This is a genomic window from Lysobacter sp. Root690, from assembly GCF_001427785.1.
GTDB lineage: Bacteria > Pseudomonadota > Gammaproteobacteria > Xanthomonadales > Xanthomonadaceae > Lysobacter.
In genome coordinates, this window is record NZ_LMHM01000012.1 from 895073 (window position 1) to 912772 (window position 17700).

16 protein-coding genes are annotated in these 17700 nt (G+C 68.9%); 11 read left to right on the plus strand and 5 right to left on the minus strand.

Annotation, left to right across the window (positions count from 1 at the left end):
• The first annotated feature begins 65 nt into the window (after positions 1 to 65).
• The 4 genes from fabG to ASD86_RS11745 all read left to right on the plus strand — a co-directional run bounded on the left by fabG (position 66) and on the right by ASD86_RS11745 (position 3118).
• Positions 66 to 806: a 3-oxoacyl-ACP reductase FabG gene (gene fabG / locus ASD86_RS11730; RefSeq protein WP_056110522.1), complete on the plus strand. Its 741-nt coding sequence runs from the start codon at positions 66 to 68 to the stop codon at positions 804 to 806.
• Between the two features lie 129 nt (positions 807 to 935).
• Entirely contained in the window at positions 936 to 1556 is a 621-nt protein-coding gene (locus ASD86_RS11735; RefSeq protein WP_056110524.1) for a hypothetical protein, read from the plus strand.
• Positions 1557 to 1733: 177 nt separating this feature from the next.
• A complete protein-coding gene (locus ASD86_RS11740) occupies positions 1734 to 2372 on the plus strand; it encodes a hypothetical protein (RefSeq protein WP_056110526.1) in 639 nt (212 codons plus the stop codon).
• Between the two features lie 260 nt (positions 2373 to 2632).
• Positions 2633 to 3118 (plus strand): hypothetical protein, encoded by a 486-nt coding sequence (locus tag ASD86_RS11745; protein WP_157476528.1) that lies wholly within the window; start codon positions 2633 to 2635, stop codon positions 3116 to 3118.
• Positions 3119 to 3348: 230 nt separating this feature from the next.
• Here ASD86_RS11745 and ASD86_RS11750 read toward each other — a convergent pair whose 3' ends face one another.
• Genes ASD86_RS11750 through ASD86_RS11760 form a run of 3 tightly spaced genes read right to left on the minus strand, consistent with a single transcriptional unit; the run spans position 3349 to position 6243 of the window.
• Positions 3349 to 4233 carry a glycosyltransferase family 2 protein gene (locus ASD86_RS11750; RefSeq protein WP_082578277.1) on the minus strand — a complete coding sequence of 295 codons (885 nt, stop codon included), beginning with the start codon at positions 4231 to 4233 and terminating at the stop codon, positions 3349 to 3351.
• A complete protein-coding gene (locus ASD86_RS11755) occupies positions 4226 to 5014 on the minus strand; it encodes a beta-ketoacyl synthase chain length factor (RefSeq protein WP_056110745.1) in 789 nt (262 codons plus the stop codon). The genes ASD86_RS11750 and ASD86_RS11755 overlap by 8 nt, the downstream gene beginning before the upstream one ends.
• Before the next feature lie 23 nt (positions 5015 to 5037).
• Complete coding sequence (locus ASD86_RS11760) at positions 5038 to 6243, minus strand: beta-ketoacyl-[acyl-carrier-protein] synthase family protein (RefSeq protein WP_056110530.1); 1206 nt, start codon at positions 6241 to 6243, stop codon at positions 5038 to 5040.
• A 283-nt stretch (positions 6244 to 6526) separates the two neighbouring features.
• Here ASD86_RS11760 and ASD86_RS11765 point away from each other — a divergent pair, with 283 nt between their 5' ends.
• The 6 genes from ASD86_RS11765 (at position 6527) to ASD86_RS11780 (ending at position 13033) form a co-directional block, all read left to right on the plus strand.
• Positions 6527 to 7210 carry a YdcF family protein gene (locus tag ASD86_RS11765; protein ID WP_162253656.1) on the plus strand — a complete coding sequence of 228 codons (684 nt, stop codon included), beginning with the start codon at positions 6527 to 6529 and terminating at the stop codon, positions 7208 to 7210.
• A 379-nt stretch (positions 7211 to 7589) separates the two neighbouring features.
• A complete protein-coding gene (locus ASD86_RS26710; RefSeq protein ID WP_157476530.1) occupies positions 7590 to 7742 on the plus strand; it encodes a hypothetical protein in 153 nt (50 codons plus the stop codon).
• Positions 7743 to 7776: 34 nt separating this feature from the next.
• On the plus strand, positions 7777 to 7923 hold the full coding sequence (locus tag ASD86_RS26715) for a hypothetical protein (protein WP_157476532.1): 147 nt from the start codon (positions 7777 to 7779) through the stop codon (positions 7921 to 7923).
• Positions 7924 to 8052: 129 nt separating this feature from the next.
• Entirely contained in the window at positions 8053 to 10521 is a 2469-nt protein-coding gene (locus ASD86_RS11770; RefSeq protein WP_056110533.1) for a DUF6624 domain-containing protein, read from the plus strand.
• A complete protein-coding gene (locus tag ASD86_RS27255; RefSeq protein ID WP_056110535.1) occupies positions 10518 to 11714 on the plus strand; it encodes a hypothetical protein in 1197 nt (398 codons plus the stop codon). The genes ASD86_RS11770 and ASD86_RS27255 overlap by 4 nt, the downstream gene beginning before the upstream one ends.
• A gap of 14 nt (positions 11715 to 11728) precedes the next feature.
• On the plus strand, positions 11729 to 13033 hold the full coding sequence (locus ASD86_RS11780; protein ID WP_056110537.1) for a cupin domain-containing protein: 1305 nt from the start codon (positions 11729 to 11731) through the stop codon (positions 13031 to 13033).
• 163 nt (positions 13034 to 13196) lie between these two features.
• Here the strand turns inward: ASD86_RS11780 and ASD86_RS11785 are convergent, their stop codons facing one another.
• Together ASD86_RS11785 and ASD86_RS27260 are read right to left on the minus strand one after the other, a co-directional pair.
• On the minus strand, positions 13197 to 13907 hold the full coding sequence (locus ASD86_RS11785; RefSeq protein ID WP_082578278.1) for an XRE family transcriptional regulator: 711 nt from the start codon (positions 13905 to 13907) through the stop codon (positions 13197 to 13199).
• A 560-nt stretch (positions 13908 to 14467) separates the two neighbouring features.
• The gene (locus ASD86_RS27260) at positions 14468 to 15280 is read right to left on the minus strand and encodes a hypothetical protein (protein ID WP_162253657.1); all 813 of its coding nucleotides are present in this window, start codon (positions 15278 to 15280) and stop codon (positions 14468 to 14470) included.
• Between the two features lie 46 nt (positions 15281 to 15326).
• Between ASD86_RS27260 and ASD86_RS11795 the strand changes: the two genes are divergently transcribed.
• Positions 15327 to 17303 (plus strand): serine hydrolase domain-containing protein, encoded by a 1977-nt coding sequence (locus ASD86_RS11795; protein ID WP_056110540.1) that lies wholly within the window; start codon positions 15327 to 15329, stop codon positions 17301 to 17303.
• Positions 17304 to 17700: the final 397 nt, after the last annotated feature.

Sequence of the window (17700 nt, forward strand, 5' to 3'; positions counted from 1 at the left end):
TCCGCGCCGCTTCCGTCGCGGCGGCGGGACGGGGACAATCGGCTACCGTCCACGGAGCCGTCCGCATGCCCGAGTCTGTCAATTCCGCGCGCCGCGCCTTGGTCACCGGCGGCAGCGGCGATCTCGGCGGCGCGATTTGCGCGCGCTTGGCCGCCGACGGCTGGCGGGTGATCGTGCATGCCAATGGCCATCTGGAGCGCGCGCAGGCGGTGGTCTCGAAGATCCGCGACAGCGGCGGCGAGGCCGAGGCGATCGCGTTCGACGTCGCCGACGGCGAGGCCGCGCGCGCGGCGATCGAAGGGCTGCTCGAAGCCGGCCCGATCCAGGGCGTGGTCAACAACGCCGGCATCCACGACGACGCGCCGATGGCGGGCATGAGCGATGCGCAGTGGAAACGAGTCATCGACGTTTCGCTGCACGGCTTCTTCCACGTCACCCAGCCGTTGCTGCTGCCGATGGCGCGCACGCGCTGGGGCCGCATCGTCAGCGTGTCGTCGGTGGCGGCGGTGCTGGGCAATCGCGGCCAGACCAATTACGCCGCGGCCAAGGCCGGTCTGCACGGCGCCAGCAAGTCGCTGGCTCGCGAAATGGCCAGCCGCGGCATTACCGTCAATGTGGTTGCGCCTGGGGTCATCGAAGGCCGCATGGCCGCGCAGGCGTTTCCGCCCGAAGCGATCAAGCAGATGGTGCCGGCCGGACGCGCCGGACGGATCGAGGAAGTCGCGGCATTGGTGAGCTTCCTGTGCGGCGAACAGGCCGGTTACATCAACGGCCAGGTGATCGGAATCAACGGCGCGATGGGCTGACGACACACGATTTGAAACACGTCGCAACGTGGCGTCAGCGCAGCGGATACGCCGGCTGTGTTTCGTCGCGAACAGGCATTACCCTGTGCGCGCGTCGAATGGATCGGCGCACTACAGGGGACTGTCCGAATGTTGAAATTGTTGCGCTGCGCGTTGCTGTTTTTGTTGTTGCTTGGCTCGATGCCGGTCTTGGCCAAGGGCCCGCTGATGGCGCCGGCCGCCGACCAGAATCCCAGGCCCGAGCCCGGCAAGGCGTTGCTGGTGTTTCTGCGTCCTTCGGCCATGGGCGGCATTTATTCTTCGACGGTCTACGACGCGCCCGACGACGCCACCCGCTTCCTCGGCGTGGTCAATTACAAGCATCGCCTCGCCGTGCAGATGACGCCGGGCTCGCATCGGATGATGGTGGTCGGCGAGAACGCCGACTTCGTCGATGTCACCCTCGATGCGGACAAAACCTACTACCTGCTGGTCCGGCCGCGTCCGGGTTTCGGCAAGTACCGCTTCTCGCTGTTGCCGCTGCACAATCGAGCCGACGCCGAATACAGCCTGCTCGCCGACTACTTCAAGGAGTGGATGGACAAGACCCACTACGTATCGAAGACGCCGGCCGCCGACGCCTGGTACGAAGAGCATAAGGACAGCGTCGCGCAGAAGAAGACCGACTATCTGATTAAGTGGAACAAGATGCTGCCGCAGGATCGCGCGCCATTGGTGCTCAATGCCGAGGGCGGCGTGCCGGCTCAGTAAGCTTGCGGTCTGACGTGGTGGGCGCGGCCGAAGCCGATTGTGCGGACCGGGCCATGCCCGCATAGTGCTCGGCGCGGCGACCGATGGGGATCGGCCTACGCTTCATCGAAACGACACTACCAACGACGCGCAGCCGAGCGGCTGCGCGCGAAATCATCGTATTCACAGGGGGCGGGTATGCAATCGGTAAAGAAAATCGGTCTGGCGATAGGGCTGGCGTGGGCGATGTCCACGCCGATGGCGGCATATGCGGACGGCGAACTGGTCGAGTACGTCGAGGCGCGCAATGAGATGAATCCGCCGCCGTCGCTGCCGTTGAAGCGCTTCGATCGTTTCGAGATCGCGCCGCTGGGCATGGACGCGCCGTACGCGGGGCAGCGCGGCAACGAACTCGCGCGCGAGCGCTTGCAGGCGAATCTGGATTTGCGGGTGCCGCCGATCCTCAAGACCTGGAACGAGTCGGCCGCCTCGGCCGAGGCGCCGCGTACCTTGAAGATCGAGCCGGTGGTGCGGCATATCCGCTATATCAGCGGCGGCAAGCGCTTCTTCGGCGGCGTGCTCGCGGGCGGTTCGGCGATCCTGGTCACGGTCAAGATGACCGACGCGGCCAGTGGCGAGGTGATCGCCGAGCCGGAGTTCTATCAGCATGCCAATGCGTGGGGCGCGGCGTATTCGTTCGGCGGCACCGACAAGGCGATGAACATCCGCATCAGCGAAATGGTCGCGAGCTATCTGACCGACAACCGCGAGCAAGCGGTCGGTGGACGTACCGGCAAGAATGAAAACAATCGCAAGGACGAACGCGGCAAGTCCTGAGCGGCTCGCTTAGGACCGGCAGACACCGTTGGGTGTTTGCCGGCTCGCATCCGCGGCGTGGTCGGGATTCGCTCGAGTACGCATGCGACGCGCGGCGCGCGAGGGCCGGTGACTCTTCGCGCGCGGCCGGCGAGGTTCGGCTCGGCCGGATCGACGTCCGCTCACCTGTATGAGCCCGGGTGGAATACCCGGCCGCCGGGTTGTATTACCCGCCCTCGTCTGGGCGTAGCATGGGGTGGTCTGGGGATTGGAGCCATATCATGCTTAGATCATTGATTCTCATCGCATTTGTCTCCCTGCTGGCGGCCTGCGCCAGTTCCCACGTGCTGACCGGGCAGCCGCGACCGCCGGTGCCGGTGGAGCAGGTGCGGGTGTATTTCGCCCCGCCGCCGAGCCGTTACGAGGAAATCGCGCTGTTGCAGAGCAATAGCGGCGCGTTCACTTACGGCGAACAGAACAAGATGAATTCGGTGCTCGACAAGCTGCGCGTCGAGGCGGCCAAGCTCGGCGCCAACGGAGTGTTGTTCCAGGGCACCGAAGACAGTGCCGGCGGCACGGGTGTAAGCCTGGGCGCGGGCGGCGGCAGTTACGGCGGCGGTCGTCATTTCAGCGGCGGCGGTGTCGGCGTCAGCATCAGTCCGCGGCAGAAGTTCGCGCGCGGCACCGCGATCTATGTGCTTAACCCGCCGCCGATGAGCGATCGCGGCCCGCAGGGGCCGATGGCGCCGGTTCCGCCGCGCGAGTGACGCGCGGCGGTTGGCCGTTGCTGTTGCTTTGCTTTTGCCCACTTTAGAAAAAGGGGGCGGCATCCGCGCAGCGGATGCGGGGGGTGAGCTTTTGCTTTTCGCTTTGAAGTAAGGGCAAAAGCGAATCCCCCCAGCCCCCCCCTTTTACAAAGGGGGGGGAAGGCACAGGCGCTTGGTAATTTGCGGCTGCAACGTGTTGCGTGTGGCGCTGCGTTTGTAACGCGACTAGCTCACCGCGTATTGGCGTGAACCTTATCGCCCATCACGGCGAACTCGCCGGTCGGGTCGTCGATCAGTGGCGGGTTGGCGCGGATGCTGCGGTACATGTCGGGCACGCCGCCGCGACGCAGGCACTGCAGCACGATGTGCGAGGTGATGCGGCTGAAATCGCGCAGCGGCTTGAAGTGGCTGGCGCGGAATTGCTCGTCGGATGCGTCGCTGTTGTAGCGCGATTCGATCGGCACCGACACGCAGCGCGTACCCAACTGTTGCGCGGCCGACATCAGGATCTGCGCTTCGAACACGAAGTCCTCGCCGGGCACGTCGCGCAGCGCGATCACCTCGGCCGGGTACAGGCGCTGGCCGCTCTGGCTGTCGGCGACCTGATACCCGGTGCCCCAGGCCACGCCCCAATCGCCGAAGTTGTTGGCCAGCCGGCGATAGGTCGGCTGCGCCGCGCGTTTGCGCAGGCGCGCGCCGATCACGATATGGCCCGGATGGCGGTTGCCGCTGTCGATCAGGCGCGGGATGTCGTCGGCTGAATGCTGGCCGTCGCCGTCCATGGTGATCACTGCCAGGAACCCGCGCTGCTGCGCTTCGGCGAAGCCGTCGCGCAGGCTGGCGCCCTTGCCCTGGCGTTGCGCATGGCGCAACACGGTGACCGGCAGATCGGCGATGCGTTCGCCGGTGCCGTCGTCGGAACCATCGTCGATCACGATCACGTTCGCGCATTGAGCCAGCGCGCCTTCGACCACCTCGCGGATGCGCAAGGCCTCGTTGAGGGCGGGAATCACCACGGCGATGTTGTTGCGGTCCAGTCGCGCGGGACGTACACGCTCCGGCGTCGTGGCCGGCGAAGCGGGGTCGCGTCCTGGCGACGAGGCGAGATCAGTCATGGGCCAATTCCACCTGCAAAATGCGGCCGGCGCCTGCCGGCAGCGCGAGGCGATCATGGCGCGTGGCGAGGGCATCGAACAAGGGCAGCATCGCCGCGCTCGCGTTGCCGGTTTCGCGGGCGGACAGCTTGCCGTCGCCGACACCGGCCTCGCCGTCGTCGATCCAGGCGCGCAGCAGTGGGGCGCGGGTCGAACCGAGCCGGTCCGGCCGCGCCAGTACCAGCGCCGCGCCGAGCAAACCGCGGCTGGCGGCGACCTGCGCCAACGGCCCGGTCGCGGCGCCGTCGTAACCGACCAGCAGTACCGCGTCGTCGCCGGCGGCGAGTTGCGCCAGCGCCTCGATCAGGCCCTGGGCGAAGCTGGCGTCGAGCGCGCTGAGCGCGGTCGCCGGGCGCATCGCGCCGGCGCCGATGGTCCAGTAGCCGGCGGCGGCGTTATGCACCGAATTGTGGAAACGCGTCGGCGAGATCGTGCGCGGTTCGCTGGCCAGGGTGGCGCACATGTAGTCGGTGATCGCCATGTCGCCGTGGCTGGAGGCGAACACCGATGGCAACGTGGCTGGATCGCGGCCGGCCGCCTGGCAGGCGGCCAGGGCGACATCGAGCGCGACCGCGACCGTTTCCGGCGCGCGTCGGCGTTCGTTGGCGGCGAGCAGCAGCGGCGACGGCCGCGACGGCGCATCGGCGAACTCCGCGCCGCCCAGCGCGTAGGCGCGCGCGGCGTCCCACGAGGGCAGGCCGCGGCTCCAGTAGCCGATGCCTTCGATCACCGCGCTCAACACGGCCGGAGTCTGGCGGGAATCGCTCATGCGCGCGCGAACACCAGCGAGCAATTGTTGCCGCCGAAGCCGAAGGAATTGTTCATGGCGTAATCGATTGTTGCGTCGGCGTTGTCGAAGCGGATTTGCGGGCCGTTGGCCGGATCGGGCACGCGGCTGTTGAGGATGCCGGGCAGGTGGCCGTGTTGCAGCGCGAGCAGCGCGATCGCCGATTCGACGATGCCGGCCGCGCCGAGCGTGTGGCCGGTCCAGCCCTTGGTCGAACTGGCGTGCAGCGTCGGCGGAAACAGCGACGCCACCGCGAACGCTTCGATCTGGTCGTTGGCCGGGGTCGCGGTGCCGTGCAGGTTCAGATAGCCGACGCGCTCGGCGCCGATGCCGGCGCGCGCCAGCGCATCGATCATCGCCAGCCGCGCGCCGAGGCCTTCGGGGTGCGGCGAGGACATGTGGTGGGCGTCGCTGGATTCGCCGTAGCCGCGCAATTGCAGCGAGCCCGGCGCTTCGTCGGCGTCGCAGCGTTCGAGCACGGCGAAGCCGCCGGCCTCGCCGAGCGACAGGCCGACGCGATGCGCATCGAACGGCAGGCACGGCTCGTTAGACACCAACTGCAGCGAGTTGAAACCGAACAGCACGCTGCCGCACAAGGTGTCGACGCCGCCGACCAGGGCCGCGTCGGCGAGGCCGGCGTTGATCAACCGCGCGGCCTGGGCGAACACCTTGGCGCTGGACGAACAGGCGGTGGCGACGGTCACGCACGGGCCGCTCAGACCCGTGGCGGCGGCGACGAAGGCGCCGAGCGAGTGCGGGGTATGCAGCAGCGGACGGCTCAGGTCGGCGGGGAAATGCCGATCCTCGCCCTCCAGCCGTGCGTAGGCTTCCTCGGTCGCGCCGATGCTGGAGGTCGAGGTGCCGACGATCACCGCGACCCGGTCGGCGCCATGGCGCGCGACCGCGGCGGCGATCGCCTCAGGCAGACCGTCGGGCTGCAGGCTGAGCCAGGCCAGGCGGTTGTTGCGGCATTCCCACGAGGCCAGATGCGCCGGCAGCGGCGAATCTTCGACCCCTTCGACCCGGCCGATCCAGCAATCCAGCGGCGCCTCGCCCGGCGCCAGCGGGGCGAAATCGTTGCGGCGCAGGCCGCTGCGACGCTCGCGCAGGGCGCGAGCCTGGGCATCGAGGCCGCGGCCGAGGGCGGTGGTCGCGGTGTAGGCGCGGATCGCCAGGGGCGGCATCGGTGAGACGTTGGATGGCACTATCGGTGTGTGTCGTTGCTGGCGGTGAGGGCGGAAGTATAGCCAAGCGGCGGTGGCGGCCGGCCGCGAAGGCGCCGCGTATCATGAAGGCAGTGGGCTTGTTCATCGTCGGCGCCGGCTCGCGGCGACGCGGTTTCGCTCCGCGATGGCCTGAGCCGGTTGTCTCATGGCAATCGTGGCCGACCGTCCCCATCTTCGCAGCGGCCCGGCGCGTTCGCCGAATCGATTTATCCTTACTTTCTTCCGCATCGATCCCACCGCCGTGACCACCCGCACCGCCCACCGCATCGCATTGTTCGGCGATCGCGACATCCTGCATGTCGCGGTGGTGACTGGCGCGGTGTGCGTGCTCAGCGCCGGGCTGGTCTATGTCGGTTATTTCCTGCACGTGCTGCGGGTCGCGCGCAACGCGCCGTGCCGGCCCGAGCGCGGCGAATGCGTGCTGCTGTTCGGCAAGCACGCGCCCGGCGGACGCATCGACCGCGATTTCGAAGCCCGCCTGGACCGCACCGTGTCGCTGTGGCGCGAGCGTCCGCCGCACAGCATGCTGTTGCTCGGCGGCGGCCCGATCGGCGAACCGAGCGAAGCCGAACTCGCGCGCCGCGGTCTGGTCGCGCGCGGCCTGGGCGACGACGCGCCGCTGCGGCTGGAACAGGATTCGCGCGACACCCTGCAGAACCTGCGCAACGCGCGGGTCGTGCTCGGCGACGGCATGCGCTCGCGGGTGACCTTGCTCAGCAGCCGCTATCACCTCGCGCGCTGCGCCTGGTTCGCGCGTCATCTGGGTTACGACTGGGAGCTGTGCGCGGCCGAGCCGCGGCTGGAACTGGGGCCGCGCATGCTGCTGCGGCTGGCCGGCGAAGCGGCCTACGTGTGCATGAGCGACATCGGCGCGCGCTGGGCGAAACTGACCGGCAACCGACGCATGCTGTCGCGCTTGAAGTGAGCGCGGCGCAAGCGCTGACGAGATGAACGATTAAGCCTGCGCGTGGTGTGTTAGCCACCAGTCGCCGATTCTTGTTGCAAGCGCACAATTCCTGGCATCCACGACCGATCGCATGATCGGCTTGATCGCGCTGTTTTCAAGGGGTTTTTCCGCGCTTGCGGCCCGGCTAGTTCGTTTGCCTGGGTTCAGACGCATGCCGCGTCGTGAGAACCGGCTCACGGATTGGACAGATAAAAACAGTCGCCGTGGATGCTTCGGCTAGAGTCGAAGCGCCTTCCGGCGATCGCGCTATCGCGTGTTCATCACCGTCGGGCACATCGTTCGCGGCCGCGCCGCCGGCGCTCCGCGCAGACAACGAGTCGTCTCAAGGAGAGTTCATATGAAGCAGATCGCCACCACCCAGAAGGCCGTTTCCGCGGCCAAGCCGTCGGCCGCCAAGTTGCAGCTCACCCCCGCGCAGTTCGAGAAGAAGGCCCCGCAACAGGGCCAGTACGCGCCGCGCAGCTGCAGCCGTTTCATCTACTGCGTCTGATCCGTCGGTCGCCACCTCTTACGGAGAACGCCATATGAAAATGAAGAAAGCCTCGACCGCGCAAAAGCCGCTGCCGGCCAAGCGCAAGGCCGCCTTGCAGATCGGTGAAATGCAGACCAAGTCGCCGAGCGCGGCGAACTTCCGCGCCCGCACCTGCATCCGCATTTATTGCTTGCTCTGAGCCGGCATCGGCTCGGGTGAGCGCGAATCACCCGCAACGCGGCCGGCCTGACGCCGGCCGCGTTGCGTTCGCCGTCCTCGCGCGCCATGCGCGTCGACGCACCGCACATGGACGTCGCCGCGGAGTGCGATGAGCGATTTGTCGATCGAACTGCCGGCCCGGGCCGCTCGCGATGCCGGCCCGGCAGTGCCCGAGGCCTCGTCGGTGTTGCGCCGCTGGCTGGCCGCGTTGGCCAAGCGCGACGGCGAGGCGTGGTGGTGGCCGCCGCGGGTGCGCATCGACGACGACGGACTGTTGCAATCGGCCGGCGTGTGGAAAGGGCCGCGCGATGCGGCGCGCATCGGTGAAGCCCTGCGCGATCCGCGCTTGCGGCGCTGGGGCGAATTTCTCGACCTGCTCGATCGCGACTGCACGGCGTTGGCGCGGCGTCATGCCGCGACGGTCGCCGCCGCCGCGTTGTCGCTCGACAACGGCGCGCTGCATGCTCCGGTGGTGCGCGATGCCTTGTTGATCTGCCTGACCGGGCGCCGAGTGCCGTCGCGATTGCGCGAGCTGGGCGAACGTCATCGCGAATTCCTGCGCCTGTTCCTGCGCCGGCTCGCGCGAGACCGCCGCGGCGGCGTGCTGGCCGGTCACGGTTACCACGGCCGCGTCGTTGCGCTGTGGGCCAATCCGGAGGAAACCCATAACGGTCGCCAGAGCGTGCTGCGCTTGCAGTTCGAACGCGGCGGCGCGCTGGCTTACAAACCGCGTCCGGCCGACAGCGAAATCGCTTTTCTCGCCGAACACGACGGGGGCGGCGTGTTCGCGCGCCTCAACTGCTTGGCGCCGGCCTCGGGCGCGATCCGATTGCCGACGCTGCGCGTGTTCCATGGCCGTGGCGGCGATCGCGCGGCCTATCTGTGGCAGGAATGGATCGAACCGCCCGGCCGCTATCGCCGCTTGCCGGCCGCGCAGGGGCGCGTGCATGCGACGGTCTTGCCGGCGCGGCAGGCGCGACGGTTCTGGCGTCGCGCCGGTTCGCTGGCCGCGGCGTGCTTCGGCTTCGGACTGGTCGATCTCGGCCCGGGCAATGTGCTGTGCGGCGAACGCGACGGCGAGACGATGCTGATCCCGGTCGATCTGGAAGTGTGTCTGTTTCCGGCGCGGCGCCTGGAAGACACCGGCCTGGTCACCGGCGAGCGCGATCACGGTCGCTATCCGGCCGGCCTGGAACGCAGGCTGGCGGGCGAGATCGACGGCCCGGTGGTGGCGTTCTTCGACGATGCCGACGGCGTGCAGCGACTGCGCGCGACGGCGCGACCGTGGCGGCGCGAGCAGGCGCGCAGCCTGGTCTTGGATCGCGAGGGCCGCGCGGGGTACGGCGCGCATCCGTTGGAATTTCTGCGCGGCATGTTTGATTTGTGGATGCTGGTGCATCTGCATCACGATGAAGTGCGGCGCGATCTGCGCCGCGCGGTGCGCGGCCGCTATACCCGCGTGCTGGTGCGCGCGACCGCCGATTACGCCGCGGCGCGCGACCCGTTCGGTGTCGCCGCCGCCGTTGCCGCGGCGTCGGAATCGAACCCACCCGCGCCGGCCTTCAGCGTCAGCGAGCGCGCGCAACTGCGGCGCGGCGACGTGCCGTATTTCTTCCGCCGCATCCACGCTGACGCGCCGTTGCTGGCGCTCGCGCCGCCGCCGCAGGCTTGGAAAACGCAACGGGTCGGCGCACAGCCGCGCGCGGCGGACGAGATCAATCCATCGCCGCAGTGGTTGGCCGGCGAAAGCTGGGAACTGTTGCAGCTCGGCATCGCCCTGCGCGACGCGGTCGCCTATGTGCTGCCCGAGTTGAGCGCGCGCAGCGGGGTGCTGGGCGAACTCGACGACCGGCGCCTGGGCGTGCGTCTGCAATGGCAGGGCGCGCAGGACGGCGAGGTCGCGTTCGAGTGGCCGCGCGAAGACCGGCGGCTCGTGTACCGATGGGCCGGCGAGACGATCGGGCTGCGGATCGAGGCGATTTCCGATGCGTCCACGCCTGTCGACGACGATGCGCTGGACGATGTCGATGCGATCCGCGAACGCCTGCTGCGCATCGATCGTATCGATACGGCATTGCGCACGCCGTGGAGCGACGGCGGTTTCAGCGATAGCGCATTGGAAGCGCAGTTGCAGGCGCAGGTGCGGGTGGCGATGGCGTGGTTGCGCGAGGTGGTCGATCGTCATGGTTGGCCCGGTCGCAGCCTGGTCGGCGAAGACGCGGCGGCGGCCGCGTGCCGATTGCTGCAGCACGCCGACGGGCCGCGCGAGTTCCAGGACCGTTGTCTGAGGTTGATCGCGCAGGCCGCGCGCGACGGCGAGATGAGCCTGCGCGACTTGGCTTATCTCACCGATGCATTGCGCGTGCAGCGCGGACGCAGGCAATGCTTCGGCACCAAGTTCCGGCGCCGCGGTTCGGCGCTGGTGCCGTGTCCGATCGAACGGCCGGCGCAGGTCGATGCGCGCCGCCGCGAGATGGGACTGGAACCTCTGGCTGAGTACGCCGAACGCATTCGCGCGACGTTCGCGCAGGATCGAGCCACATCGCAGCCGGTCGCGCCGGATCGAGCCGCGCCATGATCGATTGGTCGCCGTTGTTGCCGCATTGGGACCGGCGCCCGTACTGCCTGCCGGGTGTCGCCCACCGGCTCACGCCCGAGCGCGCGTTCGCCCTGATCGTGCGGGCGGCCGCGCCGTTCCGCGCCGGCACCCGCTTCATGGCGCTGCCGGACGTGCGTTTTTATCTCGACGGCGGATTGATGCGCGCGCCCGGCGATCTGCTGCCGGGCGACGAGGATCGCGATGCGGCGACCTATGTACAGCGAGTGCGCGAGCGTCTGCACGGCGCGCGGTTCCAGTTACGGGTCAGCCAGCCGCTGTTTCTGGATGAGCGCTTGTGGTCGGCCACGCGCGATCTGCTCGCGGGTTTGTTCGCGACGATCGGTTGTCCCGCGTTGCCGGTCGACGCGGCGCTGTGGGTCGGCGACGCGCAGCCGCAGACGCTCGGCGCGCGCCTGGATCCGCGTCATGCCTGTGTGCGTCTGCCGCTGCTGGGCGCGAGCGAGGTGCGGCTGTGGCGCGGCCGTCCGCAACGCGAGCGCGCGCCCGATCAAGTCCTGCGCGCGCAACCCGGCGAGTTGCTGTGCTGGCCCGGCCGCCGTTGGTATGAGGAAGCCGACGACGGCGCGACCCTCGGTCTGGCGCTGGCGATTCCGACCCACGCCGCCGACGCGATGATCGCGGCCAAGAACCTGCTCGCCGAACAGGTCGACGACGCGCTCGGCGAAGACGAACGCGTGGCGATGCTGGCGTTTCCGCCGCGCGCCGGGCGTCACGGCATCGCCGCGATCGCGCCGTTGACCCGGGTGGGCGAAGCGGCGATCGCTGCGGTGACAGGCGGTGGCCTGCAGCGCGCGTTGCGACTGACCTGGGCCGCGCGCGCCAGCGCCTGGGCGCTGGAACCGGTGCCGGCGCCGCGCGAAGAATCGAACCTGCAGGGCGACGACTGCGTGCAACTGGACCCGCGCAGCCCGCTGCTGCGTCTGCGCGACGGCGACGGCTGGGTATGGGCGATCAACGGCCATGTCTTCGCCATGCCCGAGCATCCGCGCGCGCAGCAATTGCTCGACGAATTGCGCGACGGCCGCATGCAGCGCGTCGCCGACCTGTGCCGCGCGCCACGCCGCGGCCGCGTCGATCGCGGTGCGCTCGATTTGTTGCAGCGCTTGTACGCGTTGCGCGCGGTGCTGCGCAGCGGCGAGGACGCCGCATGAGCGCGGATTCGCAAATGACTCAATCGCCCGCTCCCGATCTGCACGTGCGCGAATCGCTGGACTGGGCCGCGTTCGTGCGCGACGACTGGGACCGCCGTCCGGTGCTGTTCAAGGGCGTCGCCCCCGGCCGGCCGTTCGCGCTGGACGAGGTGTTCCGCAGCGCGCTGGCCGCGACCCGACGCAGCCGTCGCCGCCTGCCCGGCGAACCCGACAACAGCCTGGTCACCCTCGATCGCCTGCAACAACTCGATCCATCGCCATGGATGCCTCGACTCGAAGACGGCTCCATGTTGGGGTATCGCCAGCGCATGCTGGGCACGCTCGGCGAACGACGCTATGCGCTGGTGATCAGCGCCTTCCACAGCTACCGATTCGCGCTATGGCGCAGCGAGCGCGCGTTCTTCGCGCCGCTGTGGCGTCACGCCGGCCTGCCGATCACCGGCGCGATCACCACGCTGTTCCACGGCAATTACGAATCCACCCCGGTCGGCGTGCATCGCGATCGCTTCGCCACCTTCATGATCCCGGTCGAAGGTCGCAAGCGCATGCGCTTCTGGACCGCCAAGCCGTGGGCCGACGCAGTGTCGACCTTGCCCGATTACCGCGGCCATCTGGCCGGTTCGTTCGTGGTCGAGGCCGAGCCGGGCGACGTGCTGTATTGGCCGGCCGATTACTACCACGTCGGCGAAAGCATCGGCGGCGGCGTCACCACCAGCGTCAATCTTGGCGTGCCGCGCACCGAGCACCGGCCGGTGTACGAACTGGAGGATCTGCTGGTCGATATCGGCCAGGCCGATGCCTTGATCGATCCGTCCGCGCAACTGCTGCGCGCGCTCATGCGCGACGACGTGCCGGTGAGCGCGCGTGATGCCGTCGATGCCGACGGCGTACTCGCCGACGCATTGCCGCTGGCGTTGGCGCAGGCCTGGCGCTTGACCGCGCAACTCACCGCTCCGCGCGCATTGGCGGCGCGGATCGGCGCGCTGTCGTTGCAGCGCTTGTCGGCCGGCGGTTTCGAGCCGGTGCCGCCGCGCCGACGCACGCGCGCCTTGCCGCCGGCGCAACGCATCGCTCTGACGTCCGGCGAGCGGGTGTTGCAGCGGCGCGACCGCGATGGCTGGCAGTTCGCGATCAACGGCCATGGCCTGCGCGTGCAAGGCGATGCGACGGCCGAACGCGCGTTGCTGGCGCGCCTGCATGACGGCGAAACCGCGCGGGTGGGCGAACTGCTGCGCGGCACGGCGGCGCATCGCAGCGCGGTGGTCGCGTTGCTGGACTGGCTGGACCAATGCCATGGCCTGCGACGGCTGCGCGATTGAGCGCGGCGCGCCCGCGCCGTCATGTGAATGTCATTTTCCGGAATCGAAAACCGCGCGCCGTGATCGCTGCCTGCCGGTCTTGTGACCGCTATCGGCAATGAGGGGCCAACGGCGCTTGCGCGGCGCGTTCCGTTGCGCCGGGATTTGTGCCAGGCGCGGCGACTCAGGCCTCGTCGGCGCGCGGTTTCTTCGCGCCGCGGCCAGCCGCCGGGCGCGCGGCCTCGGCGCCGTTCTGACGCAGCATCGCCTCGCGCAGATGCGACTCGCCGCCCGAGCACACCGCGAGCACGCGGCAGGGGCCGGGCGCGGCGGCGATGTAGGCGTGGCCCATCGCGCTGTCGAAATAGATCGAGTCGCCGGCCTCCAGCCGCGTCGGCGCATACAACTCGCTGTGCAGTTCGATCACGCCCTCCAGCACCAGCGCGAATTCCTCGCCGCTGTGGCGGATCAGTTCGCCGAACTCCTCCAGCGAGCGCGCGTGGACCTCGGCGATGATCGGCACCAGCCGCTTGTTGAGCAGCTCCGAGGCCGGGTACAGGTGATCGTAATGCTCGGTGCGGATCGCATAGCCCTCGCCGGCGCGGGTGATGCTGCGGCGTCCGCTGAAGGTGTCGTTGCCGACCGGCGACTGCGAGGAGAACAGTTCGCCGATATCGACTTCCAGCCCCTGGGCGATGCGGGTGAGCTTGTCGAAGCTCAGCGACATCTTGCCGTTCTCGATCTTGGACAGGGTCGAAATCGGCAGGCCGGTGCGCGCGCCGATCTCGGCCAGGGTCCAGCCGCGCTGGCGGCGCAGTGCGCGCAGCGCCACGCCCGGGTTGTGGGCGGTGGTCGGCGCGGCGGAGGTGATGTGCTTGCTGCGCTTGGCGGGCATGGAGGCGGCCGAGAGGGGTCACGGCGACTCTAGGCGGCCGCCCCTGCCTTGCCAAGCGCGATGCCCGGCGGGATGTTCATCTTGAGAAATACGTTTGGCGGATTGGAAAGCGGCCGCGGCTTGAGCTGGAGCGGGCGGTCGAAGCGCGGTTTTGCGATGGGGTCGACGGTCGGCGGTGAGTTGGAAGGTGAGGCGGGGTTGGGATGGAGGGCTGGGGTTGGGTGGATGAGGCGATGGCGGTGGGGCGAGGCGTCGGTGGTCGGATGGTGCAGTCGAGGTTGAGGTTGAGGTTTCCTCCGCGAACCGTCTTCGCGGCGAAGCCTCTACGACGGCGCACCAGCCCTAGCATTTGCCTCGCCGATTCCGGCGAACCCGGTGCGAGTGGTGACCACTTCCGCTCGCCGCATTCACCTGCATCCACGGCGGACATGGCGCTATTTGTATGCCGATAAACATATCCATCGCACGTCGTTGTGATCCCCATCGACATGCTCCGCCACAGCATCGCCACCGCCTGCGCGGATAGCGCGAATTCGCCCTGAATTCAGCGGTTTCCGCGCTTACACTCTGCGCGCCGACGCGGGGTCGGCATCGCCCGCGGCCGCGTCTTGAACGCGTTCGCGCGGCTCGGGGCGCAAGGTCGGGGGAACCATGAAGTCCAAACGTTGGATGCGCGCCATCGGTGCGGCGGGTGTCGTGGGCGCGGTGTTGCTCGCGGCCGGATCGGCCGCGGCGCAGCAGACGCCGCCGGCCGCGGCCGCCCCATCGAGCCGCCCCGCCGACCCTCGCCCGCCGGCGTCGGCGTTTCCCGCCACCACCACCGCCTTGCCGTTGCGCCCCGCGCCCGCGCCGCCGGCCGCGCCGCCGCCCAGCCCGACACGGAGCGAACCGTTGCGTCCGCCGCCGCCGCAGGAGCGCGAATCGCCGGCCGCGGCGATCGCGCGCGCCGCCGCCACTCCGAGGGTCGCGCCGCCCGCGGGCGTGCAGATCGCTGCGCCCGGTGCCGCCGCGCCGAGTCGCGTCGAGACTACGCCGGTCCGGAGCATCGCTCCGTCGCGCGCCGCGCCCGCGCCTCGCGCGCCCGCGAAAGCGCCCGCAGCCGCGACCAAGCCGGCGCCTTCGCTGTCTCCGCCCAAGCCATCGAAGCCAGCCGCCACTGCGCCCACACCGACTTCGTCGACCGCGCCCGCGCGCAAGCCGGAACCAAGCGAACCAGCGTCGAAACCCACCGCGCCGAACGCTGGCGCAGTCGCGGCGAAACCCGCACCCATTCCGACCGCGACAGCGAATCTCCCGACTGCGCGGCCCGCGCCCGCGCCGCCGCTACCGTCGCAGCAACCGCCGGCAGCGCAGCCCGCCGCGCCCACGGTCATCCTGACCGACACCGACCCCACCGCGTCTCCAGCCTCGTCCAACCCCTTGCCCGCGTCCGATCCGGCGAGGATCGAAGCGCTACCGCCACTGGCCCCCGTCGCCGCATCCGACCTCACTCTCGATCCCAACGCAGCCGGCGCCCCCGGCGCGATCCTGGTCGAAGCCGTCGGCGCCGCGCCGATCCCGCAACTCGGCGCGGCCGATCTGGAAGCCTATGTCGACGGCCTGGTGCCGCAGGCGATCGCGCGCGGCGGCCTGGCCGGCGCGGTCGTGGTGGTGGTCAAGGACGGCCAGCTGCTGTTGTCCAAGGGCTACGGCTATGCCGACGTGGAGCGGCGCAAGCCGATGGACCCGGCACGCACATTGCTGCGGCCGGGGTCGATCTCCAAGCTGTTCACCTGGACCGCGGTGATGCAACTGGTCGAACGCGGCAAGCTCGACCTGGATGCGGACGTCAACGGCTATCTGGACTTCAAGATCCGCGACTACTACGGCCAGCCGATCACCCTGCGTCATCTGATGACCCACAGCGCCGGCTTCGAGGAATCAAGCAAGCACCTGTTCGCCGCCGATCCCTCGCGCCTGCTCAAACTCGGCGACTACCTCAAGGCCGTGCAGCCGCGGCGCATCTACGCGCCCGGCACGGTGCCGGCGTATTCGAACTACGGCGCGGCGCTGGCCGGCTACATCGTCGAGCGCGTCGCCGGCCAGCCGTTCGACGACTACGTCGAAGAGCATCTGTTCGAACCGCTGCGCATGCACCGTTCGAGTTTCCGTCAGCCCTTGCCGAAAGGCCTGGCCGGCGACATGGCGCAGGGCTACGTCGCCGTCGGCGCCGCGCCGGTGCCGTTCGAACTGGTCAATCCCGCGCCGGCCGGCAGCCTGTCCAGCACCGGCGAGGACATGGCGCATTTCATGCTCGCCCAGCTCGATCAGGGCCGCTACGGCGGCGATGCGATCCTGCAGCCGCACACGCTGCAATCGATGCAGGCGACCGCGTTGCGGCCGATCCCTGGCCTGGATGCGATGACACTTGGCTTTTTCCGTCGCGATGGTCGCGGCCCGGTGGTGATCGGCCATGGCGGCGCCACCGAAGCGTTCCAGAGCAGCCTGATGCTGTTGCCGATGCATCGGCTCGGCGTGTTCGTATCCGCCGACGGCCCGGCCCGTGCCGGGCGCGCGCTGCATCGCGATCTGGTCGAAGCCGTGATCCGGCGCTATTACCCGAGTCCGGCCGCCGACATGCCGACTCTGCCGACCGCGCATCTGCACGGCGAGCAGTTGCGCGGGCGTTATGAGAACAGCCGCGGCTCGGCCAGCAATTTCCTGGCGATGGCGCGCCTGTTCGGCAGCGCGACCGTGGTGTTGAACGACGACGACACCATCGCGGTGTCGTCGCTGCGCGGCCGCGACGGCCGGATCAAGCGCTGGCGCGAGATCGAGCCGTATGTGTGGCGCGAAGTCGACGGCGACAGCCGGCTAGCTGCGAAGATGAGCGGCACCGAGGTGGTCGCGATCAGCAGCGACGACGTACCAGCGGCGATGTGGCTGCAGCCGGTGCCGGGCTGGCGTTCGCCCGGCTGGATGCTGCTGCTGCTGTTCGCGACGCTGGGCGTGCAGGCGCTCGCGCTGTGCCTGTGGCCGATCGCGGCGGTCGTGCGCTACCAGACGCAGCGTCGTTTGCGCCTGGACGGCCGCGAGCGCGATCTGCGCCTGCTGACTATGTTTGGTGTGATCTCCAATCTGTTGTTGGCCGGGCTGTGGTGGTGGCTGCTCGCCCGCGCCGAGGCGTCCGTGCGTGCGCTCGACGGCGGCCTGGACGGCTGGATTCGTCTCGCCCAGTTGCTGGGGTTGCTGTGCGTGCCGATCGCGATCGTCGCCTGCCTCAACGCGCGCGCCGCGTGGGGCGGGCCGATGCAGCGTCTGCGGCGGGTATGTGCGGTGGCGATCGCGGCGGCTTGCGTGGCGATGGTGTGGTTTGTGTTCGCGTTGAAGACGATTAGTTGGTCGTTGGTGTATTAAGGGTGGCGGTTTTTTAGAGGGCGACAAAAAGGACGCGATTTCGCGGCCTTTTTGTTGGCGGGGTGTTGTTGACGGTTGTCTGAAACGGTCGATTATCGCGGCGGCGTGAGTCGCGAATGCGCCATCGAAATATCCTCGCAATGTGCGCCGCAGTTGTATTTCCGTGGTCGCGGCTTGCGCCGCTCCTACAGGTAGGCCATGTGGCTTTCGCCTGAGGTCTTGCAGTTCTTCCAGCGCTGCGAAGCCACTGCCTCGCGTTGGCAAAAGCACACCCGAAGGGCGGCGCACATGGATGTGCGCCGTGCGCCACCGAGACAGGATGTNNNACGCACGCGCGGGCCTTTGATTCAAAGAAAAGCGTTTTTCTTTGGTTACCTTTCTTTTGTCGCTTTTGACA